Origin of the sequence: Pantoea sp. EKM103V (assembly GCF_011800365.1) — a bacterium.
In the GTDB taxonomy this organism is placed as follows: Bacteria; Pseudomonadota; Gammaproteobacteria; order Enterobacterales; family Enterobacteriaceae; genus Pantoea; species Pantoea anthophila.
The window spans coordinates 666,140-692,616 of sequence record NZ_JAALFQ010000001.1 but is presented as its reverse complement, the minus strand read 5'-3'; the positions used below and the strand labels follow the sequence as shown (position 1 = coordinate 692,616).

Sequence of the window (26,477 nt, the reverse complement as noted above, 5' to 3'; positions counted from 1 at the left end):
AGCCTTCTCTCATTATCCCTTCTTCTGCGCCGCCAGTTCTGACAGACGCACAATCACTTCCACCGTTTTCGCCATGATGTTCAGCGAGGCGAACTCGTGCTTGCCGTGATAGTTGTAGCCCCCGGTAAAGATGTTCGGACAGGGCAGCCCTTTCCACGACAGCGACGACCCATCGGTGCCGCCACGAATCGGTTTCACCACCGGTTCAATGCCGCAGTCACGCATCGCCTGCAGGGCCAGGTCAATGATATGCGGGAACGGCTCAACCTTTTCACGCATGTTGCGATAGCTGTTGGTGATCTCAACGGTGACGGAGCAGTCAGGATGCAGGGTTTTGTTAATCTCCGCAGCGATCTGCAGCAGCGTCTGTTTCCGCTGTTCAAAACTTTCCGTTTCAAAGTCACGGATAATGTAGAGCATCTCGGCGTGCTCGACACTGCCCTTGATCTGATGCAGATGATAGAAGCCCTCGTAGCCGTCGGTAAACTGCGGTTTCTCACGGGCCGGTACCGCCGCGTGGAACTGATTTGCCAGCTCCAGCGCATTCACCATCACCCCTTTGGCGGAGCCAGGGTGGACGTTGTTGCCGACGATGCGGACCGTGGCCGAGGCGGCATTGAAGTTCTCATATTCGAACTCACCCAGATCGCTGCCATCAATGGTGTAAGCCCAGTCGGCGGCAAAGCCTTCCACATCAAAGTGAGAGGTGCCGCGTCCGATCTCTTCGTCAGGCGTAAAGGCCACGCGGATCGCCCCGTGCGGCGTATCACTCGCCGCCAGCTGCGCCATCGCCGTCATGATCTCTGCAATCCCCGCTTTGTCATCCGCACCGAGCAGGGTTTTGCCGTCGGTGGTAATCAGCGTATGACCGATTAATTTGTGCAGCACCGGGAACATGACCGGCGACAGGATCTCATTGCCGCTTCCCAGCGCGATGTCACCGCCGCGATAGTTTTCAATGATCTGGGGATTCACATGCTTCGCCGTGAAATCAGGCGACGTATCCATGTGGGAGATGAAACCGATGACCGGGGTGGGCCAGTCGACATTGGCGGGCAGCGTGCCCATAACACAGCAGTGATCGCTTAAGGTGACATCGACAAATCCCAGCGCCAGCAGCTCTTCCTGCAGCTGCCGTGCCAGCGTCCACTGCCCTTCGCTGCTGGGCACCTGGCGCGCCTGCGGCTTAGCCTGAGTTTCAACGGCCACATAACTTAAAAAGCGCTCAAGTAACTGTTCCATATCCCATCCTTTAAAAGTGCTGTGCGGTATTATTCACCGATCGGCCAGTCACAACGTTGCGTAAAATCATCAGCAGACAGGTTAGCGCTGTCGCTGACCTTCAGCAAAGTAATAAGCCCGAAAAAAACGCCGGATGACGAGATTGTTGCATCGGGTCAGACGTCGTCGATAACAACAGGGGCGGCCATCGCCGCCCCTGTTTATTTATAAAGACCGCGCAGTAGCTTATGCACGAACTCCGGCACCACTTCACTCGCCAGGCCGTAATGCCGCTCGGCAAACTCGTTGCCCACCTGGCTCGGCTCCAGGTTCAGCTCAACGGTATGCGCGCCCTGCAGTCTGGCTTCGTGAACAAAGCCCGCCGCCGGATAGACGTGGCCCGAGGTGCCGATAGCGATAAAATAGTCGGCCTGTTCCAGCGCCTGATAAATCTGCTCCATGCCCAGCGGCATCTCACCAAACCAGACCACATGCGGTCGGAGTGCGGAGGGAAACTGGCAGCAGGTGCAGCGATCGTCAGGAGTGATATCGTCGCTCCACTCAATCACCTGGCCGCTGGTCACACACCGCACTTTTAACAGCTCGCCGTGCATATGCAGCACCCGGCTATTTCCGGCGCGCTCATGCAGGTTGTCGATGTTCTGCGTAACCAGCAGAAGATTATCGCCTAACACCTGCTCCAGCTCCGCCAGCGCCAGATGGGCCGCGTTGGGCTGAATCTCTGCCTGCTGCAGCTGCTGACGGCGCGCATTGTAGAAGCGCTGCACCAGCGCGGGATCGCGCTGAAAGCCTTCCGGTGTCGCCACATCTTCTACGTGATGCTCTTCCCACAGACCGTCCGCTGCGCGAAATGTACGAATGCCGGACTCGGCGGAAATACCTGCGCCGGTCAGGATCACCACATGCGGCAGAGGGTGGGCGGCCAGTTCGGCCTGACGATCGCGCTCAAATATGCGCTGACGAAAGCGCTGATGCACTTTTCGCCGGGTTTTCTTCAGGCGGGCAAGTCGTATGCGGCGACGTGGTGTTCGCATAAAATCTCCTGGCGTAGCAGCTGCGGCGAGCTGCTCTGAACAGATTCCGGGTAAACATCACCCGATAGTAACGGTTGCCGGGGGCAGAACCCCATAGCAAAGGTCTTAAACAAAAGCGGCGCGATAATCACTCGCGCCGCATTGTCCTACTGACCGCTTAAAACCCGAGCCGGGTCAATGCGGCTGGCGCGTCTGGCGGGATACCAGCTCGCCAGCAGACTCAACAGAATCGCAGTAATCAGTACTGAGAACACATCAATCCAGTGCAGTTCCGACGGCAGAAAGTCGATAAAGTAAATATCGCCCGCCAGCAGATGATGACCGGTGATCGACTCCAGTCCGCGCACCAGTTTCGTCAGATTCAGCGCCACCAGCACGCCCGCGACCACGCCGCTGACGCTGCCCAGCAGACCTGCCAGCAGCCCGTACCAGATAAAGATGGCACGGATCAGGCGGTCTTTGGCACCCAGGGTACGCAGGACCGCAATGTCGCTGCTCTTATCTTTCACCGCCATCACCAGCGTGGAGACGATGTTGAAGCAGGCGACGCCAATCACCAGTACCATTGCCAGATACATAATGGCGCGGATCATCTGAATGTCGCGGTACATGTAGCCGTAAGTGCCGATCCAGCTCTTAATGTAGACGTAAGAACGGGTCGCCTCACCAGCCTCGCGCACCAGCTTAACGGCCTGGAACGGGTCGGTCATCTTCAGGGCGATGCCGGAGACGCTCTCCCCCATCTCCAGATAGTGCTGGGCATCAGCCAGCGGCACCAGCGCCAGGCTGTGATCGAGCATACCGCTGAGTTGCAGGATGCCGCTCACCTGCAGCCGGATGCGTTTTGGCTGCAGCAGTTTATTATCACCATCGTTATTCGGGATCATGATGGTGATCCAGTCGCCCTGCTTCACATTCAGCGATTTGGCAATGCCGCCGCCGAGGATGATCTGCTGTTTACCGGCGGCAAAGGAGGACCAGGCGTTGTCTGCCACAAACTGCGGCAGCGCGCTCAGGCGCGGCTCCTGTGCCGGATCGACGCCCTTGACCTGCAGCGCTTCCAGCCGGGCTCCGCTCTCAATCAGGCCGGTGAAGTTAACGTAGGGGGCGGCGGCCGCAATGCCGGGCACCTTTTCAATCGGGGCGATCATCGATTGCCAGTGCTGAAACGGCTGATTCACCGCCTCGATCTCACCGTGCGGCACCACCGCCAGAATGCGGTTATTCAGTTCACGCTCAAAGCCATTCATGGCGCTCAGACCGATAATCAGCACCGCCACGCCCAGGGCGATACCGATGGTGGAGATCACCGAAATCAGCGACACCATGCCGCCCCGGCGGCGTCCGCGGCTGAAGCGCAGGCCCAGCAACAGGGATAACGATGAACCCATTACACCGCTCCTGCCAGGGTGAGCCGATCGCTTAACTGCCCGTCACGCATCTCCATCTGACGCGTCATGCGTTTTGCCAGCATCAGATCGTGGGTCACCACCAGAAAGGCAGTGCCCTGACGGACGTTCAGTTCGCCCAGCAGTTCAAAAATGGCGTCGGCGTTGCGCGCATCGAGGTTGCCGGTGGGCTCATCCGCCATCACCAGCCGGGGACGGTTGACCAGCGCACGGGCAATCGCCACACGCTGACGCTCGCCGCCGGAAAGCTCAGACGGCCGGTGCGCGGCACGATGGTCCAGCCCGACCGCGGCCAGCATTTCACGGGCGCGATCCTGCGCTTCCGCTTTTGCGGTTTTGCCAATCAGCAGCGGCATCGCCACATTCTCCAGCGCGCTGAAGTCCGGCAGCAGATGATGGAACTGATAAATAAAGCCCAGCTCGCGGTTGCGCAGTTCGGCTTTGGCCGGGGAGGACATCGCATTGAGTGACTGGCCGTCGAAGACCACATCGCCAGAGGTTGGCGCATCCAGGCCGCCGAGCAGATGCAGCAGCGTACTCTTACCGGAACCGGAGCTGCCGACAATCGCCATCAGTTCACCCGGCTGGAGGCTGAAAGCCACGTTGCGCAGCACATCGGTCTGCACGCTGCCTTCCTGATAGCGTTTGCACAGGTCGCGACACTGCAACAAAGGAGAGTTACTCATAACGTAAAGCCTCAGCGGGTTGAACGGCGGCAGCGCGCCATGAAGGATAAAGCGTAGACAGCAGAGCCACGATCATCGCGCTGAGGGCGATGGTCACCACCTGCCACGGATTAATATCGACCGGCAATGCTGCGCCATCCAGGAACAGGCCAATGACCGGCATTAAGGTGTTGAGCTGGCTGGCGAGCAGCACGCCCAGCAGGGTGCCGAGCAGCGTGCCGATAATACCGGCGCTGGCTCCCTGAACCATAAACACCGCCACAATCTGCCGGCGCGTCAGGCCCTGGGTTTGCAGGATCGCCACTTCGCCCTGCTTCTCCATGATCAGCAGGCCCAGCGACGTAATAATGTTAAAGGCGGCGACGGCGATGATCAGGCTCAGCAGCAGGCCCATCATGTTCTTCTCCATCCGCACCGCCTGGAAGAGATCGCCTTTGCGCTCGCGCCAGTCTTTCCAGACCAGGCCCGCCGGCAGCGTCTGCTGGCTCAGGCTGTCAACCTCAAGCGGTTTGTCGAGCCAGAGTCGCCAGCCGGTGATATTCCCGGCCGGATAGCGCATGACACGCGACGCATCCTGAAGATTGACCAGGATCTGATAACCATCGACTTCGCTGTTGGCAGCATAGGTGCCCGCCACGGTAAACAGGCGCTGGCTCGGCACGCGGCCCATCGGCGTAAACTGGCTGACCGACGGCACCATCAGACGCAGCTGGTCGCCGCGTTTAACGCCCAGCTGAGAGGCCAGCTGTTCCCCGAGGATGACATTGTACTGCCCGGCCTGCAGGACGCGCTGATCGGTATTGACCAGAAACGGCGTCAGCGGATCTTTCTCATCCGGCGCGATGCCGAGCATCACCCCAACCGAGACGCTGTGCGGGCTTTGCAACACCACATTCGCCGTGGTCAGCGGTGCAATACGGCTGACCCCGTTGAGGTTGAGGGAACGGGCGGGTTGCTGTTGCGGATTAATGCTGCCTTTGTCGCTGGTGATCAGCGCCTGAGGCATCAGGCCAAGAATATTGCCTTCGAGTTCACGCTCAAATCCGTTCATGACCGATAACACGGTCACCATCGCCAGCACGCCGAGCGTAATGCCAATCGTTGAGAGCCAGGAGACAAAGCGACCGAAGCGATCCGATGCTCGTCCGCGCATGTAACGCAGACCGATAAATAGCGCGACAGGTTGATACATGGAATCCAGTAAGCCGTTGCCTGAAAATAGGTAGTGGGATGATAAAGGAGAGGCTGGCTTTATGAAACCTCTAACCCTCTGAGTCGGCAGCAAAGTTGCATCAGAATGCGTCACATTCCCTGCCAAAGCCGGGGAATAGAGCATAAAGCCGCCGCTTATTGGCTGATTATCCGCCACCGCAGGGGGTAGACTACAATCAGTAACAGGATAAGAAGCGAGGTTATCGCCCGGCCACAGAGGTAGCGACCATGTTCAGATTTCCCAAAGGCAGCATCGTGAAACATCAATCCGGGGAGATCCGGGGCGAGATTATCAACGTCTTTGAGCAGGGAGCGGCATCGGCTGGCTACTACGTAAAGTGGGACGACGGGAACCTCAGTTTTCATCCTGAGCAGGAGTTATCCTGGGCGAATATCGACCGCCCACGCATGCATTACACACAGCAATCCATAAAATAACTGCCCGTTTAACCCCGTCGCTGCATGGCGACGGTGGTTTTTTCCGATCCCCCCGCCCGACTCCGTCTATTCTCTTTTTAGCCGCTGCGTTACCGCTGACACCCGGTAAGCACTGCCCGATTCGGGTTCAGCGCGGCGCGGCAGGAAAATTGTGCCGCAAAGGTGATCCCCCTGACATAATATGGAATGATTACGTCCTGGAAAAATGGAGCAACCCCGAGATCCCATGCCCGAACAGACTCGTTATACCCTGCCCGTTAAATCCGGCGATCACCGGCAGCTTGGTCAGCTTATCGGCGCTGCGCACGCGGTAGAGTGTGCCAGCATTACCGAGCGACATGCCGGTCCGGTGTTGATGATTACGCCCGATACCCAAACCGCCCTGCGTCTGCTGGATGAAATCCGCCAGTTTACCGATCTGCCAGTGGCCCATCTCGCCGACTGGGAAACGCTGCCCTACGACAGCTTTTCACCGCATCAGGATATTATCTCCTCCCGCCTGTCGACCCTTTACCAGCTGCCGGTGATGCAGCGCGGGTTGCTGATTATGCCGGTCAATACGCTGATGCAGCGCGTCTGCCCGCACAGCTTCCTGCACGGTCATGCGCTGGTGATGAAACAGGGACAAAAACTGTCGCGCGACAGGCTGCGCGACCAGCTTGAGCAGGCGGGTTACCGCCATGTCGACCAGGTGATGGAGCACGGTGAATACGCGACGCGCGGCGCCCTGCTCGACCTGTTCCCGATGGGCAGCGATCAGCCCTACCGCATCGACTTCTTTGATGATGAGATTGACAGCCTGCGTCTGTTCGACGTTGACAGTCAGCGTACGCTGGAAGCGGTGCCGGAAATCAATCTGCTGCCCGCGCATGAATTTCCCAGCGACAAGGCAGCCATCGAGCTGTTCCGCAGCCGCTGGCGCGAGATCTTCGACGTGCGCCGCGAGTCGGAGCATATCTATCAGCAGGTCAGCAAAGGCACGCTCCCGGCGGGCATCGAATACTGGCAACCGCTGTTTTTTGAGCAGCCTCTGCCCAGCCTGTTCAGCTATCTGCCTGACAACACCCTGATTGTGAACTGCGGCGACCTGGAAGGCAGTGCCACCCGCTTCTGGCAGGATGCGGAGGCGCGTTACGAGAATCGTCGCGTCGATCCGATGCGTCCGCTGCTGGAGCCAGCCACCCTGTGGCTGCGTCCGGACGGTCTCATGGGCGAGCTGAAAGCCTGGCCGCGCATCTCCATGACCAATGAGGTGCTGCCGGCGAAAGCCGCCAACACCAATCTCGGTTATACCCCGCTGCCGGATGTGGCCGTTCAGGCCCAGGCAAAAGCGCCCCTTGACCCGCTGCGTCAGTTTATCGACACCTTTAGTGGTGCCGTGGTGTTCTCGGTTGAAAGTGAGGGCCGCCGGGAAAGCCTGCAGGAGCTGCTGGCACGCATCAAACTGCGTCCTCAGCCGGTGCATCGCTTCGATGAGACCGGTGAGGATCGTTTCAGCCTGATGATCGGGGCCAGCGAACGGGGTTTTATCGACACCGTGGGGAACCGGGCGCTGATTTGCGAAAGCGATCTGCTGGGCGAACGCGTCAGCCGTCGCCGTCAGGATACCCGCCGCACCATTAACCCGGATATCCTTATCCGTAACCTGGCGGAGCTGCATCCCGGTCAGCCGGTGGTGCATCTGGAGCACGGCGTGGGCCGCTATATCGGCCTGACCACGCTGGAAGCGGGTGGCATCCAGGCGGAATACCTGATGCTCTCCTACGCGAACGACGCCAAACTTTACGTGCCGGTCTCCTCGCTGCATCTGATTAGCCGCTATGCCGGTGGGGCTGACGAAAACGCGCCGCTGCACAAACTGGGCAGCGACGCCTGGTCGCGCGCACGGCAGAAAGCCGCTGAAAAAGTGCGCGACGTGGCGGCGGAGCTGCTGGACATCTATGCGCAGCGCGCCGCCAAAACCGGTTTTGCCTTTAAGCATGACCGCGAACAGTATCAGCTGTTCTGCGAAAGCTTCCCGTTTGAGACCACCCCCGATCAGGCTCAGGCCATCAACGCGGTGCTGAGCGATATGTGTCAGCCGCTGGCGATGGACCGCCTGGTATGTGGTGATGTGGGCTTCGGTAAAACGGAAGTGGCCATGCGTGCCGCGTTTCTGGCTATTGAGAACCACAAGCAGGTTGCCGTGCTGGTGCCGACTACCCTGCTGGCGCAGCAGCACTACGATAACTTCCGCGATCGCTTCGCCAACTGGCCGGTGCGCATTGAGATGCTGTCCCGCTTCCGCACCGCGAAAGAGCAGGCGCAGGTGCTGGAACAGGCCAGCGAAGGCAAAATCGACATCCTGATCGGCACGCATAAGCTGCTGATGAGCGATCTGAAATGGCACGATCTGGGTCTGCTGATTGTCGATGAGGAGCACCGTTTCGGGGTGCGTCACAAAGAGCGCATCAAGGCGATGCGGGCCGACGTGGATATCCTGACCCTGACCGCCACGCCTATTCCGCGTACCCTGAATATGGCGATGAGCGGCATGCGCGATCTCTCCATTATCGCCACACCGCCTGCCCGCCGCTTAGCGGTGAAAACCTTTGTGCGCGAATATGATGATCTGGTGATCCGCGAAGCGATCCTGCGTGAGATTCTGCGTGGCGGCCAGGTCTACTACCTCTACAACGACGTCGAAAATATTGAGAAAGCGGCACAGCGTCTCAGCGAACTGGTGCCGGAGGCACGGGTGGCAATTGGCCACGGACAGATGCGTGAGCGCGAGCTGGAACGGGTGATGAACGATTTCCATCATCAGCGTTTCAACGTGCTGGTCTGCACCACTATCATCGAAACCGGGATCGATATTCCGACCGCTAACACCATCATCATCGAGCGGGCCGACCACTTTGGCCTGGCGCAGCTGCATCAGTTGCGCGGTCGCGTCGGGCGTTCGCACCATCAGGCTTATGCCTGGCTGTTAACGCCACATCCGAAGGCGATGACCACCGACGCGCATAAGCGACTGGAGGCGATCGCCTCGCTCGAAGATCTGGGGGCCGGTTTTGCGCTGGCAACGCACGATCTGGAGATCCGCGGCGCCGGTGAACTGCTGGGTGATGAGCAGAGCGGTCAGATGGAGACGCTGGGCTTCACGCTCTACATGGAACTGCTGGAGAACGCCGTCGATGCGCTGAAAGCGGGGCGTGAACCTTCACTGGAGGATCTCACCAGCAATCAGACCGAGGTAGAACTGCGGATGCCCGCGCTGCTGCCGGAGACCTTTATACCGGATGTCAGCACCCGTCTGTCGCTCTATAAGCGCATCGCCAGCGCGGAAGCGGAAGAGGAGCTGCAGGAGCTGAAAGTGGAGATGATCGACCGCTTTGGCCTGCTGCCCGATCCGGCGCGCAATCTGCTGGATGTCGCTATCATCCGGCTGAAGGCCCGCGCGGTGGGGCTGCGCAAGATTGAAGCCAGCGATAAAGGCGGCTATTTCGATTTTGCGCCGCAGAACAAGGTGGATCCGGCCTGGCTGATCAGCCTGCTGCAGAAAGAGCCTCAGCAGTGGAAGCTGGATGGCCCGACACGGCTCCGGTTCACGCGTGAGCTGACGGAAAGAAAGATTCGTATGGATTGGGTCCAGAGCTTCGTTTCACAACTGGCTGAGCATCAGGCGTAACCGGTTCTTCCGCGCCTCGCCCGTTTTCCGGCGAGGCGCGCAGAACGCCATGAAAAAAGGCGCATCCTGAGATGCGCCTTTTTTATTACGTCGTGCTGTGTGGCCGCGAGTGCGGCAAAGCTTTGCCCAATTACGCCTGGTCGCCGTTAAGGATCAGCTGACCATTGCGGTCCAGTGGAATACGGGTGCCGGGATCATTTTCCATACGGATTTTGCCCTGCTGGTCGCCTATTTTATAGGTCACGTCATATCCCAGTTGTTTCTCTTGTTTGTCGTAAACTGTTTTGCAGCGCTGCTCGGTTGTGGTGTAGGTATCCCGATCCTGCAGTCCGCCCTGGACCTGATTACCGGCATAACCGCCCGCTAACGCACCTGCGACGGTTGCCACGTCCCTGCCGCGTCCGCCACCAAACTGGTGACCTAACACGCCCCCGGCTACTGCACCCAACACCGAGCCAGCAATACGGTTCTCATCCTGAACCGCCCGGCGATGCGTCAGCGTGACGTTACGGCACTCCTGACGTGGCTGTCTGATGCTCTCTTTGATTGGCGTTGCAGCCAGTACCTGAGCGTATTGAGGACCGCGATCAAACACGTTCATGCCTGCTACGGCGGCAACACCCAGTGCTGCTGCCACACCAATACCGATACCCGCTAACATTGATTTATTCACAGGAAGTCCTCCTGAAAAGTGTTACCGCGCATTCCTGCCGTAAAGCATCCTCGTTAACTGAGGCATAACCGACGTGCGCGACTCGCCGTGTTTGTTGGGATGAAGTTTTACAGATGGACCGAAATTGCAACATCAGATAAATGGAGGAAATCGGTCACTTTGCTTTCAGGACCAGTTTTTAGGAGAGTTCTGAGGAGAGAAAAGCAGCAGTATCCGCTTTTATAAGCTATGAATAAATTTATTTAAATCAATCAGATAACAGCAAATACCCTGCACACTGTCAGGCACCGGCGTTATCCGCTAACACAGGGAGCGCGTCTGACGTCTGAACGTTGTTTATCGGGGTGAATGTGGAATAACCCCGGCCAGAGGACCGGGGTCAGAGAACCGAAGGTGGCTCAGAAACGGTAGCCGATACCGATGTTGAAACCATTGATGGCAAAATCATCGCTGTATTTCACGCGAGTGCCTTCATAGCCAACACTTACCGAGAGGTTGCTGACTGGATTCATGACAATACCTGCGCCCCAGGCCAAAGAGGTTTTATTTTCGCTGTACTCTTCGGACCAGCCATCGAGGTAGGTCGCGTTCTCATCCACTTTGGTATGGGCAGCACCAATCAATGCATACAGGCTGACATAGTCATTGAGGCGATAGGCCGGGCCTGCCATGAGTGAATAATATTTCACGTTGGTTTTGCCGTCATATCCGCTGATATCACCATAAAAATCTTCGCGCTCAGAAAAACTTTCATCGCCTTTCAGGTAACTGAATGAGCCAATCACGCTGAGAGGCGAGTCCCACTCATAGCGATACTGAACGTTAACGCCGCGTAGATTTTTAAAGTCTTCAACTTTGCTTTGAGCATAGCCGATAGAGACGGTGTGGTTATTTGCCAGCGCAGTATTGCCGGCTAACAGCCCTGCGCAGAGCACTGCCATGAGGGTAATTTTGCTTTTCATCTGAATCATCCTTTTAATAATTTCATACCTTATTTCCCTGCGCCAGGCGCAGGACTTCATTCCCTGAATTACCCACATCGGACAGAAAGACAATGCTGCCTGCCTCACCGCCTGTGTCGGACAGGAATTTATTCACATGATCCGTGCAGGACGCTTGCATGGCCGGTTGCCTGTCAGAAAAACAGGCAGGCCATTATTTAACGCGCGTCAGATTTGATCCGAGAAATTCTGGCCATGACGGCATAAAGCGTCAGGCTGTAATTTACGTTAACCGGCGAATTTATTCAGACCATTCCGTTGATTAATGACGTTAACGAAGAGAGAAGTCTGCAACAGCACAGCCGTTATTTAATGATTTAATGTCAGAAAAAACAACCTGCCGCGTGCGCTGGAAATGCCTGAAATAACCCTCAAACAACAACGCAGGTAATGAAAATATTAATTATTATGCAACCTGATAACCTTTTATTCGACTATGCCGGAACCAGGATGCGTGTCAGGCCATTATTCACCTGTACACTTCCCTCTCTTTTTATCATCGCGGGTCGGTTTAATCAGGTCATGTGAAAAGCAAAAAAAAAGCCCCCTGCCATGAGGGGGCTGATAGCAAAACGGTACTCGCCTGTGGCGAATCAGTGCAGCTTAAGCCGCGGGCGGATCACCCGGTTGATGCTGCCGACCAGCATCATCAGGCCGGTTTTAAAGTAGCCGTGCAGTGCGATCTGGTGCATACGATAGAGAGAGATGTAGACAAAGCGCGCAATGCGCCCTTCCACCATCATGGAACCGCGCATCAGGTTCCCCATCAGGCTGCCGACGGTACTGAAGCGGGAAAGCGACACCAGCGAGCCATGATCTTTATAGACATAGGCTTTCAGCGGTTTACCGTGACGCTGCGCCAGGATATTTTCCATCGCGCGCGAGGCCATCTGGTGCGCCGACTGAGCACGCGGCGGGACAAATCCGCCACCCGGCAGGGCGCAGGAGGCGCAGTCGCCAATCGCATAGATGTCATCATCCAGCGTGGTCTGCAGCGTCTCTTTCACCACCAGCTGATTGATACGGTTCGTTTCCAGTCCGCCAATCTCTTTCAGGAAGTCTGGTGCTTTGATGCCCGCCGCCCAGACCATCAGATCGGCTTCGATAAACTCACCGCCTTTGGTGTTAAGACCGTTGCGCTCGGCACTGGTCACCATGGTCTGTGTCAGCACCCGCACGCCCAGTTTGGTCAGCTCCTGATGGGCGGCGGCAGAGATGCGCGGTGGCAGCGCAGGCAGAATGCGCTCGCCCGCTTCAACCAGCGTCACGTTCAGCGCTTCGCGTCCCAGACCTTTAAATCCGTAGCTGTGCAGCTGTTTCACCGCGTTGTGCAGTTCGGCTGAGAGCTCAACGCCCGTTGCGCCGCCGCCCACAATGGCGATATTCACTTTCTCGACCTTACCTTCGCTGGCAGAGAACTTCAGAAACAGGTTGAGCATCTCATTATGGAAACGACGCGCCTGATGCGGGTTATCCAGGAAGATACAGTGATCTTTCACGCCAGGCGTGCCGAAGTCATTGGAGGTGCTGCCCAGCGCCATAACCAGCTGGTCATAAGCCACTTCGCGCTGTGGCACCAGCACTTCACCGTGCGCATCAAGCACTTCGGCCAGGCGGATCACTTTACGGCTGCGATCAATATCGGTGAGCGATCCCAGCTGGAACTCGAAACCGTGATTGCGGGCATGGGCCAGATAGCTCAGTGCATCAATGCCTTCGTCCATCGAGCCGGTCGCCACTTCATGCAGCAGCGGCTTCCACAAATGACTGTGGTTGCGATCGACCAGAATAATCTCGGCCTTCTTTTTACGGCCCAGTTTATGGCCCAGCTGCGTCGCCATTTCCAGGCCGCCTGCTCCCCCGCCGACGATAACAATTTTCTTAACAGATGTAGTCAACAAAGACCCCCTCAAATTGTGAACCAAAAGTTAACTGAAGGTTAAATTAAACCTTAATAAACATAGGGTTGGCGAAGTTAAAAATCGCAATCTGCTGGCAGAATAGCATGGCAGGAAGAGGAGGACATAAGAATATTGATATACATCAAAGAAGACGAATAAAACTCAGAGAATTACGCAATGAAAACAGGCACCCTGCGGTGCCTGCTCTGCTTAACCTGCTGTTTTAAAGGCTTTTATCCGCTGAAGGTGTGGGGATATATTTTTGAATTTGTGCCCTTCCGTTTCGTCCCAGACAATCTGATAAAAGGGATGCAGCTCACTGGCGATGCGCTGCGTATCCAGCGCCTCATCCTGACGGGAAAGAAAAGTCAGGCAGCGATCGCGGTTACGCTCGCGAAAGTCACTGACGCATTTTGTGGCGATGTCCTGATACTCCTCCGGACGGTCAATCTTCCCTTCCATGTTCTCCTGCGGAAACAGGTTAGGGTTGAAGATCGCCTGCCGGATGCCACATAAAAATCCGATGCGTTCTGACCAGTAGCCGCCCAGCCCGACACCGCAAATCAGCGGACGGTCATCGTCAGACAGGGTCAGCATTTTGTCCGTCTCTTTCAGCAGAAACTGCATGTCATGTTTAGGATGGCGAGTGCTGTAACTGATCAACCTGACGTCAGGGTCGATAAACTGCAGTTGCAGCACTTTTTCGTGATTGCCTGGACTGTTTGAATCAAAACCGTGCAGATAGATGATCATGTTAATCCTCAAGGTATCGATAGCGCCGGGCAATCCCTCCTTACCACGACGCTTTATGAGCCAGCCAGCGTTCCTGAAGTGCACTCAGTTGCCGGGCATTCTCTTTCCAGCGAGACGTTGCCTGCAGCGCATCGCGGGTCAATCTGCCCTGATGATACAGCTGCGTTACCCGCTCTGACCCGACCGGGATCAGGTTATCGAGCACACTGATAGCCCCCTGACGCTGATTACAGACCAGAATCATGTCGCAACCGGCAGAGAGAGACTGCTGTGCCCGCTCTGGATAGCTGCCCATTACCGCTGCGCCCTCCATCGAGAGATCGTCGGAGAAAATCACCCCGTTGAAGCCCAGCTGCTCGCGCAGGACGGTTTTCAGCCAGTAAGGCGAACCACTGGCAGGCAGCGGGTCCACGTCGGTGTAGATGACATGCGCGGGCATAATGGCATCCAGCGCCTGCTCGGTTATCAGCTGGCTGAAGATCGCCATGTCATGTTCACGCAGCGTTTTTTCATCGCGCGGATCGCGCGGGGTCTCTTTGTGCGAATCGGCACTGACCGCACCATGTCCCGGAAAATGTTTCCCGGTGGTTTTCATGCCCGCCTCATGCATCCCGGCGATAAAGCGACGGGCGACGGCAAGCGCGATAGCCGGATCGTCATGGAAAGCGCGGTCGCCAATCGCGGCGCTGATATGACCCACATCAAGCACCGGCGCGAAGCTGATGTCGATGTCCATCGCGATCATCTCTGCCGCCATCTGCCATCCTGCCTGCTGTGCCATCTCACCGGCGCGCTCAGCGTCGTGAAGGGCGGCAAAAGATTGCATGGCGGGCAGCTGGGTGAAGCCGTCGCGGAATCGCTGCACGCGCCCCCCCTCCTGATCCACCGCAACCACCAGCCGGGTGTGCGAGGCGGCGCGAATCTGACGCACCAGCTCGGCCAGCTGAGCGGGATCGTGATAATTGCGGGCAAATAATATCAAACCGCCGACCAGCGGATGCTGCAGGATGTCGCGCTCTTCGCCATCCAGTTCATAACCCTCAACGTCGAGCATCAGTGGGCCGGGTAAATGTGATTTCATAACCTGAATCCTGTAGCGTTACGCCTCTGCGTGACGCGATTAAATCTGTTGCCAGCTCTGTCGAGCCATCTGTTGTAGTGCTTCATCGTCACACTGAGCGGCACGGAGCTGATACCAGCTGGCTATCAGTAACCGCAGCCAGGGCTGCCAGCGTCTGACCTGCTTTACCAGGGCATCAGGCGGCAGCCGCATTGCCGCAGCATAGTCGGCCAGCCAGTCGGCCTGGTTTTGCGGATCGCTGGCGCAGAGTGCGGCCAGCTCCAGCGCCACATCACCATCCGCGGCATATTCCCAGTCAATCAGATGCAGCCCTGTCTCACCCTGGATAATATTCCCGGCATGCACGTCCATGTGCAGCGGTGCCAGCCTCAGCGGCTGAGGTTCGCCCTGCTGCGTCAGCCGCCGGAGCGCCCGCAGCCAGCGATGATTGCGCTGAGGAACCTGCTGCCAGTACCGCCAGAGCAGCGGCAGCAGCGACAGACGGTAGCCGGTCAGCGGCTGCTGGTGCAGCTGTTGCAGCAGAGTGACAATCTGCGGACGCTGCTGGCTGAAGCGCTGTTCATCCAGCGCCTCGCCAGGACACCAGCTCAGCACATTCCCCTGCCGGTGGCCTGCAACGGGCTGAGGGGCCACTCCGCTGGCGCGCAGTTTTCGTAACAGACGAAACTCGCGCTGCCGGTCTACAAAGGGAATCGGCGGCTGAGGTGCCGCCCGCGCGATAAAGAGACCACGCGGGCTGACGATTTTCTGACTGTGCCCGGTCAGCCCGGCGAGCGGAAGCGATGTCGTCCTCTCTGGCTCGCCGGTGACCTGATGAATCATCCGCGAAAATGCGGAATCAATGCTGTGCAATGCCGTTGCCAGACCAGATGATTTCGCCGGTCTGCACCAGCATCAGCTGCATCTGCAGGGTCGGCGCTTTCACATCGCCGCGTGCATTGCTGTAAAGCACATACTGCGCGTTAACATTGCGTGCCAGGCCAATCGCTTTACTGCGCGAGTTCAGGCTGTCATCCGGTGACAAACCCAGCGCCTGCTTGGCCTGTGCCAGTTGATCGGCGGAAACCAGAGTGAATTTGCCGTTGTTGTTCAGCGCATTCTGGATCGCCGCTGTGGCTTTCTCGCTTTGCAGCGATCCGTTGGTGCTGTTTTTAATCCGATCCACCAGCAGCACGCTGCCTGGCTCGGCGCTGGTCGCCTGGAGCATCTGCGCCACCAGCGGCTGAACGCTGGCGTCCCAGTTGATTGTCACCAGCTTCGGTGGCTGCGGCACCGGCTGTGGCTGCGGTTGCGGCACCGGTTCAGGTTGCGGAACGGGCTGCACCGGCTCAGAAGGCTGGGTCGGTTCAACCGTGGCGGGCTGCTGCTTCACGACACAGCCGGTGAGAATGAGCGCCATCAGGAGCGCTCCGGTACGATTAATACTGCGTATCACGTCGAAAATCCTTAAAGATAGAGATAGAGACGAACCTTGCTGGCAGTCAGGTTACCCAGTTGCGATGTGGCGACAATGCTCCCCTGTGCCGGAACGGTGACGGTCTGCGCCGGTTCCTGCGGGGTGATTTCCAGCCCCTTGTCGTCATACCAGTAGTAACGATAGTGCACAATGACCGGGGTTTCGCGCTGATTATAGAGCACGCTGGTGGCGCGTTTCAGTCCATCGTTCTCATCCAGCGTCGGCTCATCGGTGATGATCCCTGCCGACAGCACAGAGGACTCCATCACCAGCGACTGCGAGGTATTGATCATCGGTTTATCACTGCTACAGGCCGTCAGGCAGAGCAGGATCGGCAGGCCAGTCAGCCAGGATCGCATAGCACGTTTCCGTTGTCAGTTCAGTTTGAAAGCATCGGGCCCAGCGGTTCGCCACCCAGCAGATGCATGTGAATATGATAAACCTCCTGACCCCCATGTTGATTGCAGTTCACAATCAGCCGATAACCATTCTGATCGATGCCTTCCTGACGGGCGATTTTCGCCGCGGTGGTGAACATGCGGCCCAGCGCATGTTCATGCGCCGCTTCCGCCTCATTAACCGTCGGGATCAGTACATTCGGCACGATCAGGATATGGGTCGGGGCTTTGGGCGAAATGTCGCGGAAGGCAGTGACCAGCTCATCCTGATAAACCACATCAGCGGGGATTTCGCGGCGGATAATTTTACTAAAAATGGTTTCTTCAGCCATGGTGCAATTCCTTTAGCATGAGTCGTAATCAAGCAGTATGAGGGAGAAATTTGTTTTCTTTCAACCTCGGTGCCACTTTTCTTGTTTTGTTAGCCTGCCTTTGCAGCAGCGCGCTATCTTCCTGGCCAGTATGCCGTTTTGCTGGTCCTGCTGACCACCGCCTCATTATAAAAATGAAACGCTGTTTCATAAATAAGAGTTTCGCCCCCCTTTTCTTCATCTGGTTGCCATTCTGGCGCCATCCCTTGCCAAATCGCGAAGGTTTACCCCTCCGGTCAGTTCTACTTTGCTAACCAGTCCGGTTGAGATGTCCGGCGTCACCAGAGTTAACCGCCATACAACCTCAAGGAGCCTCTGCTATGCGCTCACGTAAAATTGGTCCGGGCCACTATCTGGCCTATGGTTCTGGAGATTTTCTTGGAGCCGGCACGACGGCACTGACTGCCGCCTGGTTGCTCTATTTTTACACCACCTTTTGTGAATTGACCCCGATTCAGGCCACCCTGATTTTCGCCGCCGCCCGCGTTCTGGATGCGATAGTCAGTCCGCTGATGGGGTTTATCACCGATAATTTCGGCTCTACCCGACTGGGTAAACGCTTTGGCCGCCGCAAATTCTTTATCCTGCTCGGCATTCCCGCGGTGTTCAGTTACAGCCTGATGTGGGTCAGCGACATGAGTTTCTGGTGGTATCTCTCCACTTATCTGCTGTTTGACATCGTCTACACCATGATCCTGGTGCCTTATGAAACGCTGGTCCCGGAAATGACGGACGATTTCCGCCAAAAAACGCACTTCTCCGGTGCACGCATCGGGCTGGCACAGCTGTCGGCCATACTGGCAGCGTTTTTGCCTGGCCTTTTGCTGGGCTGGCTGGGGAAAGATAACCCTCTCTCCTTTTTCTACGCCAGTCTGGTCTTCTCCGTCATCTGTGCGCTGGTGCTGACACTGGTGTGGTGTTTTACCTGGGAGCGTCATCCTGATGATTTTTCCGCGGAGTCGCGCCGGGCCGGGCTGGAAAAACAGCAACTGACGCTCCGGCAGAGCCTGAAACGGCTCTACGTTGAGCTGGCCTCTACCCTGCGCATCCGCATCTTCCGCCAGCACTTGGGCATGTATCTCGGTGGCTATATCGCTCAGGATATCTTTAACGCCGTCTTCACCTGGTATGTGGTATTTGTGCTGATGCAGAGCGCCCAGGTCGCCTCAAGCCTGATGGGCACGATGGCGGTGCTGCAGTTCATCGCGGTGATGGTGATGATCCCGCTTTGCATCCGTCTTGGTCCTGCGCCCGCCTACCGTATGGTGGCCCTCCTGTTCGCTCTGGCAGCGCTCTCCTATGCCGGATTATGGTATGCCGGCCTGAACGACAACATGTCACTGCTGCTCGCCGTCTCTGCCCTGGCTGGGCTGGGACGTGGCGGCATCAATTATGTGCCGTGGAACACCTACACCTATATCGCCGACGTGGATGAGGTGATCACCGGTCAGCGACGGGAAGGGATTTTTGCCGGCATCATGACGCTGACGCGGAAAGCGTCGCAGGCGGGTGCGGTGATGCTGGTTGGCATCATTCTGCAACTCTCGGGCTTCGTCTCTGGTCAGTCGACGCAGTTACCCGGGGTCAGCCACACCATCCTGGCGATTCTGAGCATCGGCACCGTCGCCGTTCTGGCCTGCGGCTTTATGGTGTCACTGCGCTTCAGGCTGAATCTGCAGACCCATACTGTGCTGCGTCAGGAGACGCAGAAAATGCGTGAAGCGGGCCGTATCGTGCCGGAAAGTATCACCCCGGACGCGCGCAGGATCGTTGAAACGCTGGCGGGCATGCCTTATGAGAATCTGTGGGGTAACAATAATATTGGCTTTCTCAATCGCAACAAGCCCGCTCCCGGCAAACTCCCGGCCCCCTCTCTGATCTCCCCTTCTTTAAACCCAACCTTAAACAGGAATAAATCATGATGCTCTTTCCCGTTAAACAGAGTCCGCTGCTGCGCCAGCCTGAGTATCTGCTGCCACGCCGTGAACTGGTACAGCTGATTGAGAAGCTGACACAAAATCTGATTAACATCACCGACGAAACCGGCGAATTTTTGCTGCGGCTGGATGATGGCCGGGTGATTGATACCAAAGGCTGGGCAGGCTGGGAGTGGACTCACGGCATTGGTCTCTATGGGATGCTGCACTACTACCAGCAGACCGGTGATGAGCAGACGCTGTCGATTATCGATACGTGGTTTTCGCAGCGGCTGGCGGAAGGCACGCCGACCAAAAATGTCAATACGGTCTGTCCTTTTCTGACTCTGGCCTATCGCTATGAGGAGACCGGTAATCCGGTCTGGAAGCCGGTACTTGAGCGCTGGGCGGAATGGGTTATGTATGAGATGCCGCGCACCGAACAGGGTGGCCTGCAGCACATTGTCTATAACAGCGAAAACAGGCAGCAACTCTGGGACGATACGCTCATGATGAGCGTGATGGCGCTGGCCAAAATCGGGCAGCTGCTGAAGCGCGACGCGTGGATTGAGGAAGCGGTTTATCAGTTCCTGCTTCATACCCAGTATCTGATGGATCGCGGGACCGGCTTGTGGTTTCACGGCTGGAACTTTGACGGTCGCCATCATTTCGCGAATGCGCGCTGGGCCCGAGGCAACAGCTGGGTGACGATAGTGATCCCCGACTTTCTGGAGATGATGGACTGGCCTGAGCATCACGCCACCCGCCGTTTTCTGCAGCAGGTGCTGGAAAGCCAGGTCAGGGCACTCAGCGCCTGTCAGCACAGCAGTGGATTATGGCACACCCTGCTCGATGACCCGCACAGTTATCCGGAAGCCTCTGCCACGGCTGGCTTTGCCTATGGGATCCTGAAAGGCGTCCGTAAACGTTACCTGCCCGCTGAATTTCGTGAGGTCGCTGAAAAAGCACTGCGCGGTGTGATTGCCAACATTGATGATGATGGCGAGCTGAAACAGGTTTCGTTTGGCACCGCGATGAGCAGCGATCTCGATGACTACCGCAACATTCCCCTGACCTCAATGCCGTACGGCCAGGCAATGGCGCTGCTCTGTCTGACCGAGTATCTGCGGGTTTACCTCTGAGTGGTAATAAAAAAAAAGCCCCGCAGTGCGGGGCTTTCTCATCAGCGTGTCTCGTTACATGCTGCGGATGTAATCATCCATATCGGTTTTCAGGTTATCGGACTTGGTGCCGAAAATGGCCTGCACACCTGAACCGGCCACCACCACGCCGCGGGCGCCGAGGTTTTTCAGTTCTGACTGATCCACTTTCGCCACATCGGCCACGCTGACGCGCAGACGGGTGATGCAGGCATCCAGGTTAGTGATGTTCTCTTTACCGCCAAACGCAGCAACCAGTTTGCCAGCCATCTCTGTGCCGGTCGCAGAAGATTGCTCGCTGCTGCTGCTCTCTTCACGGCCAGGCGTTTTCAGGTTCAGCTTAACAATCAGTACGCGGAACAGGGTGTAGTACACCAGACCGTAGATGATACCGATAATCGGGAACAGCCAGATTTTGCTGCTGTTGCCGCTCAGCACGATAAAGTCGATCAGACCGTGTGAGAAGCTGGTGCCATCACGCATACCCAGCAGGATGCAGATTGGGAACGCCAGACCCGCCAGAATCGCATGGATCACATACAGGATGGGTGCCACGAACATGAATGAGAATTCAATCGGTTCGGTGATACCGGTCAGGAACGAGGTCAGCGCAGCAGAGATCATGATGCCGCCGACTTTGGCACGGTTTTCAGGTTTCGCGGAGTGCCAGATAGCAATCGCAGCAGCCGGCAGGCCGTACATTTTGAACAGGAAGCCGCCTGAGAGTTTACCGGCAGTCGGGTCACCCGCCATGTAGCGTGGGATATCGCCGTGGAACACCTGGCCTGCGGCGTTGGTGTACTCGCCAATCTGCATCTGGAAAGGCACGTTCCAGATGTGATGCAGACCAAACGGCACCAGAGCGCGTTCTACGACGCCATAGATACCAAAGGCCACAACCGGGTTCTGGTAGGCCGCCCACTGCGAGAACTCCTGAATCGCGGCACCCACCGGTGGCCAGATGAAGGAGAGCAGCACGCCCAGCACAATCGCCGCCAGGCCGGAGATAATCGGCACAAAACGCTTACCGGCAAAGAAGCCCAGATACTCAGGCAGCTTGATGCGGTAAAAACGGTTAAACATATAGGCGGCGATGGAGCCGGCGATAATTCCGCCCAGCACCCCGGTGTCGGCGAGGTGTTTAGCCTCGATCTCTGCCGCCGGCAGATGCAGAACCAGCGGCGCCACGACCGCCATGGTTTTCACCATGATGCCATACGCGACCACAGCGGCCAGTGCGGAAACGCCGTCATTGTTGGTAAAGCCCAGCGCCACACCAATCGCAAAAATCAGCGGCATATTGGCGAACACCGAGCCGCCCGCTTCTGCCATCACATGCGAAACTACTGCAGGTAACCAGCTGAAATTAGCTGAACCGACCCCTAATAAAATCCCGGCAATCGGCAGAACCGATACCGGCAGCATCAGCGATTTACCGACCTTTTGAAGGTTGGCAAAAGCATTTTTGAACATAGCGTGAAGCTCCTGAGTATGAGTGCATATTTGCGCAGTGCGCGTGGTAAAGAGGGAGGATTCTTTACCGGGGTGGCGGTAACCGCCTTTTGATTTATTACGAAGGGTAAAATAATTACCGATTTTTTACTTTGACGGCTATCACGTTTCAACAATTACAGCGGCATGATTTGCGAAATTTCTGATTAATTCAGCGCTGCAACACGCAATAAAAAACTGACCCTGTTCAGAAAAACAGGGTCATTCGGGAAGATTGCAGATTAATTACAGAGACTGAAATAAACCGGCCGACTCAGGCACCCAGCTGGCTCATCGGGATATGAAACAGCGTGGAGAAGTTGCGGGTGGTCGCCTCCGCCAGCGTTTCAATATCAACCCCTTTCAGCACGGCCAGATAGTCGGCAACGTCGCGCGTATAGGCGGGCTGGTTCTCTTTGCCGCGATAAGGCACCGGGGCCAGATACGGGGAGTCGGTTTCGACCAGCATCCGGTCCAGCGGTACATAGCGTGCGGCCTCACGTAACTGTTCGGCATTACGGAAGGTAACGATACCGGAGAAGGAGATGTAGAAGCCCATATCCAGCAGTTTAGCCGCGGTGGGCTGATCCTCTGTGAAGCAGTGCAGCACGCCGCCACAGCGCTCAACCTGCTCTTCCCGCAGGATCGCCAGCGTATCGTCACGCGCATCGCGGGTGTGAACAATAATCGGTTTGTTCAGTGCAATACCGGTTCGGATATGTTCCCGGAACGAGCGCTGCTGCTGCTCCCGCGTCTCAGGCTGGTAGTGATAATCCAGCCCGGTTTCACCCAGCGCGACCACGCGGGGATCGGCAGCGAGCCGGCGAAACTCCTCAACATCGTATGCCTCTTCCTGATTCAGCGGATGCACGCCGCAGGAGAGCGCAATGTTTTTTCGCTCCCCCACCAGCTGCTTCAGGGTATGAAAACCCGGCAGCGTGGTGGCGATGGCCAGCATAAATTTCACATCACGCGCCGCCGCTTTGGCGAGCACATCATCCAGGTCACGGTGGTTCTTTTCATAATCCAGGCCATCAAGATGGCAATGGGAATCGACAATAAACATAAAGACTCTCAGAGTGATTTAGCCGATCAGGGCGGGCTTCTGGTTATCTGCCCAGCTCAGGAGCTGATCGGTCAGCAATAATTCACGGTTGACTGACGCCACATGCAGTAGCTGTTCACGGCAGCGCATCCAGGTCCGGGCCGTGTTGTTAAGCGCGCTGGCTGAAAAGTGGCTGGCCAGTAAGGCCACCACATCCTGGCGATCGATGTTGCTCAGCCACTGCTCCGCATTCTGCTGCCATTTCATGGCATCCAGCAGTAATGAAATCAGCCAGCCAATGCGTGCTGCCGCATCGTCTGCATTCAGCACAGGCAGCAGTTGCAGGATGTCATGCTGCAACGCCGCAGGCAGCGCGTCGCAGAGCTTCTGTCTGGCCTGCCACGGCCCGGTGTCCAGCAGGCTCAGCGCCGCACCAGGCGCGCCCGCGCTCAGGCGTAACGCCGCCAGCAGCATCGCTTCATCCTGTGAGGCGTGCTTCTTCAGCCAGATCAGGCTCTGCCCTTCATCCGGTGGAGTCAGGTGCAGCGTCATGCAGCGACTGCGCAGCGTTGCCAGCAGCCGTGACGGATCGCGGCTGCTGAGGAAGAACCAGCTGTTAGCGGGCGGCTCTTCCAGCGTTTTCAGCAGGGCGTTGGCCGCCGCTTCCGAAAGCTGTGCCGCATCCGGCAGCCAGACGACTTTTGCCCCCCCCTGCTGACCAAAGTGGTACATTTTTTCTGTCACCTGCCGCACTGCATCAATGCCCAGCGTGGATTTACCTTTCTCCGCCTCAAGCCGGTACCAGTCCGGGTGCGTATTGGCCTGCATCAGCTGGCAACCGTGGCACTGGCCGCAACTTTTCAGGCCATCCGGCTGCTGACACATCAGCCAGCGGCTCATTCCCCAGACCAGCGCCTCATCGCCCATGCCCGTCATCGCGTGGATCATCAGCGCATGGTGAGCGCGATTCTCCTGATGCTGGCTGATGATCTGGCGATAAGGCTGGTTCAGCCACGGATACCAGTTCATCACGCCTGCTCCGCCAGCCATGTATCCAGCGCTGCCTGAAGTGACGCTGTCACATCAGGCAGCGCCTGCGTGGCATTAATCGTGAGGATGGCCGGATCCGCGGCTGCCAGCGCCAGGTAGCGCGCCCGGGTGCGTTCGAAGAAGCGCAGCGACTCCTGCTCAATGCGGTCCAGTTCACCGCGTGCCCGGGCGCGCTGCAGACCGATCTCAGGTGTCACATCCAGATAGAGCGTCAGATCCGGACGGAAGTCGCCGAGTACCGCACTGCGCAGCGTCTGCATCAGATCGCTGTCGAGTCCCCGTCCGCCCCCCTGATAAGCCTGAGAGGAGAGATCGTGACGATCGCCAATCACCCAGGCCCCGCGCGCCAGTGCCGGTTTGATCACGGTTTCCACCAGCTGAACCCGAGCAGCGTAGAGCATCAGCAGTTCCGCTTTATCGGTAACCTGTTCACCCTCAATCCCCTGCTTGACCAGCACCCGCAGCTGTTCCGCCAGCGGCGTTCCGCCTGGCTCCCGGGTAAAGACCAGATCGGTGATGCCCCGGGCGCGCAGCGTGGCGACGATTGCGTCGCGCGCGGTGGTTTTTCCGGCGCCTTCCAGGCCTTCAATGACGATAAACTTACTGTCCATTTTTTTCCTTAAGCGTCTGCCGGTAGACCTGCACCGCCTTATTATGGCTGGCAAGATTCGTGGTAAAGGTATGCCCGCCCTTGCCATCCGCCACAAAGTAGAGATAGTTGGTTTTTTCCGGATGGGCCGCTGCCTGCAGCGAGGCTTTGCCCGGTATGGCGATCGGGCCAGGGGGCAGGCCATTAATCATATAGGTATTGTAACTGCTAGCCGTCTCCAGATCTTTGCGGGTCAGCGTACCGGTGTAGCTGTCGCCCATGCCATAGATCACCGTGGGATCGGTCTGGAGTCGCATCCCCGTACGCAGACGATTGATAAAGACCGACGCAACCCGCGCACGCTCGGCGCTGACGGCGGTCTCTTTTTCAATAATAGAGGCCATCGTGACCAGATCCTGTGGCGTTTTATAGGGCAGATTGTCTGCCCGGCCCTGCCACACTTCCTCAATGGTTTTTTTCATGCGTTCATGTGCGCGCTGCAGCAGCGAAACATCGGTGGTGTTTGCCGTGTAGAGCCAGGTATCGGGGAAAAAGTTGCCCTCCAGCTGATCCGCTGGCACGTTAAGCGCGCTGGCAACGGTAGCGAACTGATCGTCTTTCAGGGTATGCCGGATATAGGGTGCCTTGCGCAGTTCACTCAGCCACTCTTTCAGCCGCTGACCTTCCACGAACCGCAACGGGAACTGGGCTTCTTTACCGCTGGCCAGCAGCTGTAACAGCGAACGCACCGTCATGGTCGGCTCAAGGCGATAGGTTCCCGCCTTAAACGTCGCCAGTTCCGGCTCCAGCTTCAGCAGCGGACCGAACCAGATGCTCTCAGGTATGATCTTCTGCTCTTCCAGCTGCGCTTCAAGCGCCACCCGACCCGTACCGGCAGGCAGCGTGTAGATCGTTTCCTGATGCAATGTTAAAGGGGTGGCCGCAAACTGCTTAACCTGCCAGTAACTGACAACCGCGGCGAGACCCACTATCGCCAGCAGAGCGGCGAGAATTTTTTTACTTCGACTCATGATGCATCCATTATCTTTTCACAGCTTGCGAGCAACTGATTAAACAGCGAGCGTTCAGTAAAGTGCGACGCTTCTATCTGTCGGACCGGCAGAACCGGCATCAGCGCATTACATATCACCACTTCATCGGCGTCCAGCAGCTGCGCCGGTTCGCTTTTTATGACCTGACAAGCCTGACCTGCCGCCGCGAGTTGTGCCATCAGACTCCGCCGCATAATGCCATCCACGCCCGATTCTGACAGATCGGGGGTGTAAATCTGCGTGCCGTGACGCCAGAATAAATTAGCCGCACAGCATTCCACCACCCAACCTTCAGTGTCAAGCACCAGCGCCTCGTCGGCGTCTGTCTGGTCAAGATGAGCCCTGATCAGCACCTGCTCCAGGCGATTAAGATGTTTGATACCGGCAAACAGAGGATTACGCGCCAGACGAACCGGACTGAGGCTGAGAGACACACCGCGCTGCTGCAACGTGGCGTAATGGTGCGGCCAGGGCGCGAGCGAAACAATCCGTGTGGGTTCGGCGCAGCCCTGCCGGCTGTATCCGCGTCCGCCGCTACCGGCGCTGATAATCACTTTCAGAACGGCCTGCTCCTGCCCCTGCGCGGCCTGTTTCATCTCAGCCTCAAGCTGAAGCCAGTCAGTGCCGCCGATCCATAACCGTTCGCAGCCCTGCCTGAGGCGCTGAAGGTGGTTCTCCAGCAGCAGAATGTTACCCTGACGCACAGCCGCGGTAGTAAAGCAGCCGTCGCCAAACTGCAGGCCACGGTCGCTGGCTGCCAGCGTTGATTGTTTGATACCGTTAATCCACATCGTTCTCTCCCGGGGATGACGTGTGATTTCAGCGCATTCTGCAGGATAAAAAAAGGCC

24 protein-coding genes are annotated in these 26,477 nt (G+C 57.3%); 4 read left to right on the top strand and 20 right to left on the bottom strand.

Annotated features, from left to right (window positions below):
* Nucleotides 1-12: 12 nt before the first annotated feature.
* The 5 genes from pepT to lolC form a co-directional block, all read right to left on the bottom strand.
* Nucleotides 13-1,242 (bottom strand): peptidase T, encoded by a 1,230-nt coding sequence (gene pepT / locus HFD97_RS03430; RefSeq protein ID WP_009090830.1) that lies wholly within the window; start codon nucleotides 1,240-1,242, stop codon nucleotides 13-15.
* Between the two features lie 200 nt (nucleotides 1,243-1,442).
* A complete protein-coding gene (gene cobB, locus HFD97_RS03425; RefSeq protein ID WP_167431001.1) occupies nucleotides 1,443-2,276 on the bottom strand; it encodes a Sir2 family NAD+-dependent deacetylase in 834 nt (277 codons plus the stop codon).
* Between the two features lie 146 nt (nucleotides 2,277-2,422).
* The gene (gene lolE, locus HFD97_RS03420; RefSeq protein WP_009090832.1) at nucleotides 2,423-3,667 is read right to left on the bottom strand and encodes a lipoprotein-releasing ABC transporter permease subunit LolE; all 1,245 of its coding nucleotides are present in this window, start codon (nucleotides 3,665-3,667) and stop codon (nucleotides 2,423-2,425) included.
* Complete coding sequence (gene lolD, locus HFD97_RS03415) at nucleotides 3,667-4,371, bottom strand: lipoprotein-releasing ABC transporter ATP-binding protein LolD (RefSeq protein WP_009090833.1); 705 nt, start codon at nucleotides 4,369-4,371, stop codon at nucleotides 3,667-3,669. Before lolD ends, lolE begins: the two co-directional genes overlap by 1 nt.
* A complete protein-coding gene (lolC, locus tag HFD97_RS03410) occupies nucleotides 4,364-5,563 on the bottom strand; it encodes a lipoprotein-releasing ABC transporter permease subunit LolC (protein ID WP_009090834.1) in 1,200 nt (399 codons plus the stop codon). The genes lolD and lolC overlap by 8 nt, the downstream gene beginning before the upstream one ends.
* 248 nt (nucleotides 5,564-5,811) lie before the next feature.
* Here lolC and HFD97_RS03405 point away from each other — a divergent pair, with 248 nt between their 5' ends.
* Together HFD97_RS03405 and mfd are read left to right on the top strand one after the other, a co-directional pair.
* The gene (locus HFD97_RS03405; RefSeq protein WP_009090835.1) at nucleotides 5,812-6,021 is read left to right on the top strand and encodes a hypothetical protein; all 210 of its coding nucleotides are present in this window, start codon (nucleotides 5,812-5,814) and stop codon (nucleotides 6,019-6,021) included.
* Nucleotides 6,022-6,247: 226 nt separating this feature from the next.
* Nucleotides 6,248-9,691, top strand: a complete 3,444-nt coding sequence (gene mfd / locus HFD97_RS03400) for a transcription-repair coupling factor (RefSeq protein WP_009090836.1) — start codon at nucleotides 6,248-6,250, stop codon at nucleotides 9,689-9,691.
* A gap of 130 nt (nucleotides 9,692-9,821) precedes the next feature.
* Here the strand turns inward: mfd and HFD97_RS03395 are convergent, their stop codons facing one another.
* The 9 genes from HFD97_RS03395 to hinT all read right to left on the bottom strand — a co-directional run bounded on the left by HFD97_RS03395 (nucleotide 9,822) and on the right by hinT (nucleotide 17,286).
* Nucleotides 9,822-10,364: a glycine zipper 2TM domain-containing protein gene (locus HFD97_RS03395; protein WP_009090837.1), complete on the bottom strand. Its 543-nt coding sequence runs from the start codon at nucleotides 10,362-10,364 to the stop codon at nucleotides 9,822-9,824.
* Nucleotides 10,365-10,762: 398 nt separating this feature from the next.
* Nucleotides 10,763-11,326 carry an Ail/Lom family outer membrane beta-barrel protein gene (locus HFD97_RS03390; RefSeq protein ID WP_167431002.1) on the bottom strand — a complete coding sequence of 188 codons (564 nt, stop codon included), beginning with the start codon at nucleotides 11,324-11,326 and terminating at the stop codon, nucleotides 10,763-10,765.
* Between the two features lie 632 nt (nucleotides 11,327-11,958).
* Nucleotides 11,959-13,263: an NAD(P)/FAD-dependent oxidoreductase gene (locus HFD97_RS03385; protein ID WP_009090841.1), complete on the bottom strand. Its 1,305-nt coding sequence runs from the start codon at nucleotides 13,261-13,263 to the stop codon at nucleotides 11,959-11,961.
* Between the two features lie 213 nt (nucleotides 13,264-13,476).
* Complete coding sequence (gene ycfP / locus HFD97_RS03380; protein ID WP_046101607.1) at nucleotides 13,477-14,019, bottom strand: alpha/beta hydrolase YcfP; 543 nt, start codon at nucleotides 14,017-14,019, stop codon at nucleotides 13,477-13,479.
* Nucleotides 14,020-14,059: 40 nt separating this feature from the next.
* Complete coding sequence (gene nagZ / locus HFD97_RS03375) at nucleotides 14,060-15,100, bottom strand: beta-N-acetylhexosaminidase (protein WP_058957492.1); 1,041 nt, start codon at nucleotides 15,098-15,100, stop codon at nucleotides 14,060-14,062.
* A gap of 39 nt (nucleotides 15,101-15,139) precedes the next feature.
* Complete coding sequence (gene thiK, locus HFD97_RS03370) at nucleotides 15,140-15,922, bottom strand: thiamine kinase (protein ID WP_111207939.1); 783 nt, start codon at nucleotides 15,920-15,922, stop codon at nucleotides 15,140-15,142.
* A 16-nt stretch (nucleotides 15,923-15,938) separates the two neighbouring features.
* On the bottom strand, nucleotides 15,939-16,535 hold the full coding sequence (gene lpoB / locus HFD97_RS03365) for a penicillin-binding protein activator LpoB (RefSeq protein ID WP_167431003.1): 597 nt from the start codon (nucleotides 16,533-16,535) through the stop codon (nucleotides 15,939-15,941).
* An 11-nt stretch (nucleotides 16,536-16,546) separates the two neighbouring features.
* Entirely contained in the window at nucleotides 16,547-16,915 is a 369-nt protein-coding gene (locus HFD97_RS03360; protein ID WP_009090849.1) for a YcfL family protein, read from the bottom strand.
* 20 nt (nucleotides 16,916-16,935) lie between these two features.
* A complete protein-coding gene (gene hinT, locus HFD97_RS03355) occupies nucleotides 16,936-17,286 on the bottom strand; it encodes a purine nucleoside phosphoramidase (protein ID WP_009090851.1) in 351 nt (116 codons plus the stop codon).
* Between the two features lie 359 nt (nucleotides 17,287-17,645).
* Here hinT and HFD97_RS03350 point away from each other — a divergent pair, with 359 nt between their 5' ends.
* Both HFD97_RS03350 and HFD97_RS03345 read left to right on the top strand, forming a co-directional pair.
* The gene (locus tag HFD97_RS03350; RefSeq protein WP_167431004.1) at nucleotides 17,646-19,247 is read left to right on the top strand and encodes an MFS transporter; all 1,602 of its coding nucleotides are present in this window, start codon (nucleotides 17,646-17,648) and stop codon (nucleotides 19,245-19,247) included.
* Nucleotides 19,244-20,383, top strand: a complete 1,140-nt coding sequence (locus HFD97_RS03345; protein ID WP_150029673.1) for a glycoside hydrolase family 105 protein — start codon at nucleotides 19,244-19,246, stop codon at nucleotides 20,381-20,383. Before HFD97_RS03350 ends, HFD97_RS03345 begins: the two co-directional genes overlap by 4 nt.
* A 54-nt stretch (nucleotides 20,384-20,437) precedes the next feature.
* On the opposite strand, the gene ptsG is transcribed toward HFD97_RS03345, so the two are convergent.
* The 6 genes from ptsG to pabC all read right to left on the bottom strand — a co-directional run bounded on the left by ptsG (nucleotide 20,438) and on the right by pabC (nucleotide 26,419).
* Nucleotides 20,438-21,874, bottom strand: coding sequence for a PTS glucose transporter subunit IIBC (ptsG, locus tag HFD97_RS03340; protein ID WP_009090856.1), 1,437 nt, complete (start codon nucleotides 21,872-21,874; stop codon nucleotides 20,438-20,440).
* A 292-nt stretch (nucleotides 21,875-22,166) separates the two neighbouring features.
* On the bottom strand, nucleotides 22,167-22,958 hold the full coding sequence (locus HFD97_RS03335; RefSeq protein WP_111207925.1) for a metal-dependent hydrolase: 792 nt from the start codon (nucleotides 22,956-22,958) through the stop codon (nucleotides 22,167-22,169).
* Between the two features lie 18 nt (nucleotides 22,959-22,976).
* Nucleotides 22,977-23,966 carry a DNA polymerase III subunit delta' gene (holB, locus tag HFD97_RS03330; protein WP_140028338.1) on the bottom strand — a complete coding sequence of 330 codons (990 nt, stop codon included), beginning with the start codon at nucleotides 23,964-23,966 and terminating at the stop codon, nucleotides 22,977-22,979.
* Nucleotides 23,966-24,598 carry a dTMP kinase gene (tmk, locus tag HFD97_RS03325; RefSeq protein ID WP_167431005.1) on the bottom strand — a complete coding sequence of 211 codons (633 nt, stop codon included), beginning with the start codon at nucleotides 24,596-24,598 and terminating at the stop codon, nucleotides 23,966-23,968. The genes holB and tmk overlap by 1 nt, the downstream gene beginning before the upstream one ends.
* Nucleotides 24,588-25,607 carry an endolytic transglycosylase MltG gene (mltG, locus tag HFD97_RS03320; RefSeq protein WP_167431006.1) on the bottom strand — a complete coding sequence of 340 codons (1,020 nt, stop codon included), beginning with the start codon at nucleotides 25,605-25,607 and terminating at the stop codon, nucleotides 24,588-24,590. The genes tmk and mltG overlap by 11 nt, the downstream gene beginning before the upstream one ends.
* Nucleotides 25,604-26,419, bottom strand: a complete 816-nt coding sequence (gene pabC / locus HFD97_RS03315; RefSeq protein ID WP_009090860.1) for an aminodeoxychorismate lyase — start codon at nucleotides 26,417-26,419, stop codon at nucleotides 25,604-25,606. Before pabC ends, mltG begins: the two co-directional genes overlap by 4 nt.
* Nucleotides 26,420-26,477 lie beyond the last annotated feature (58 nt).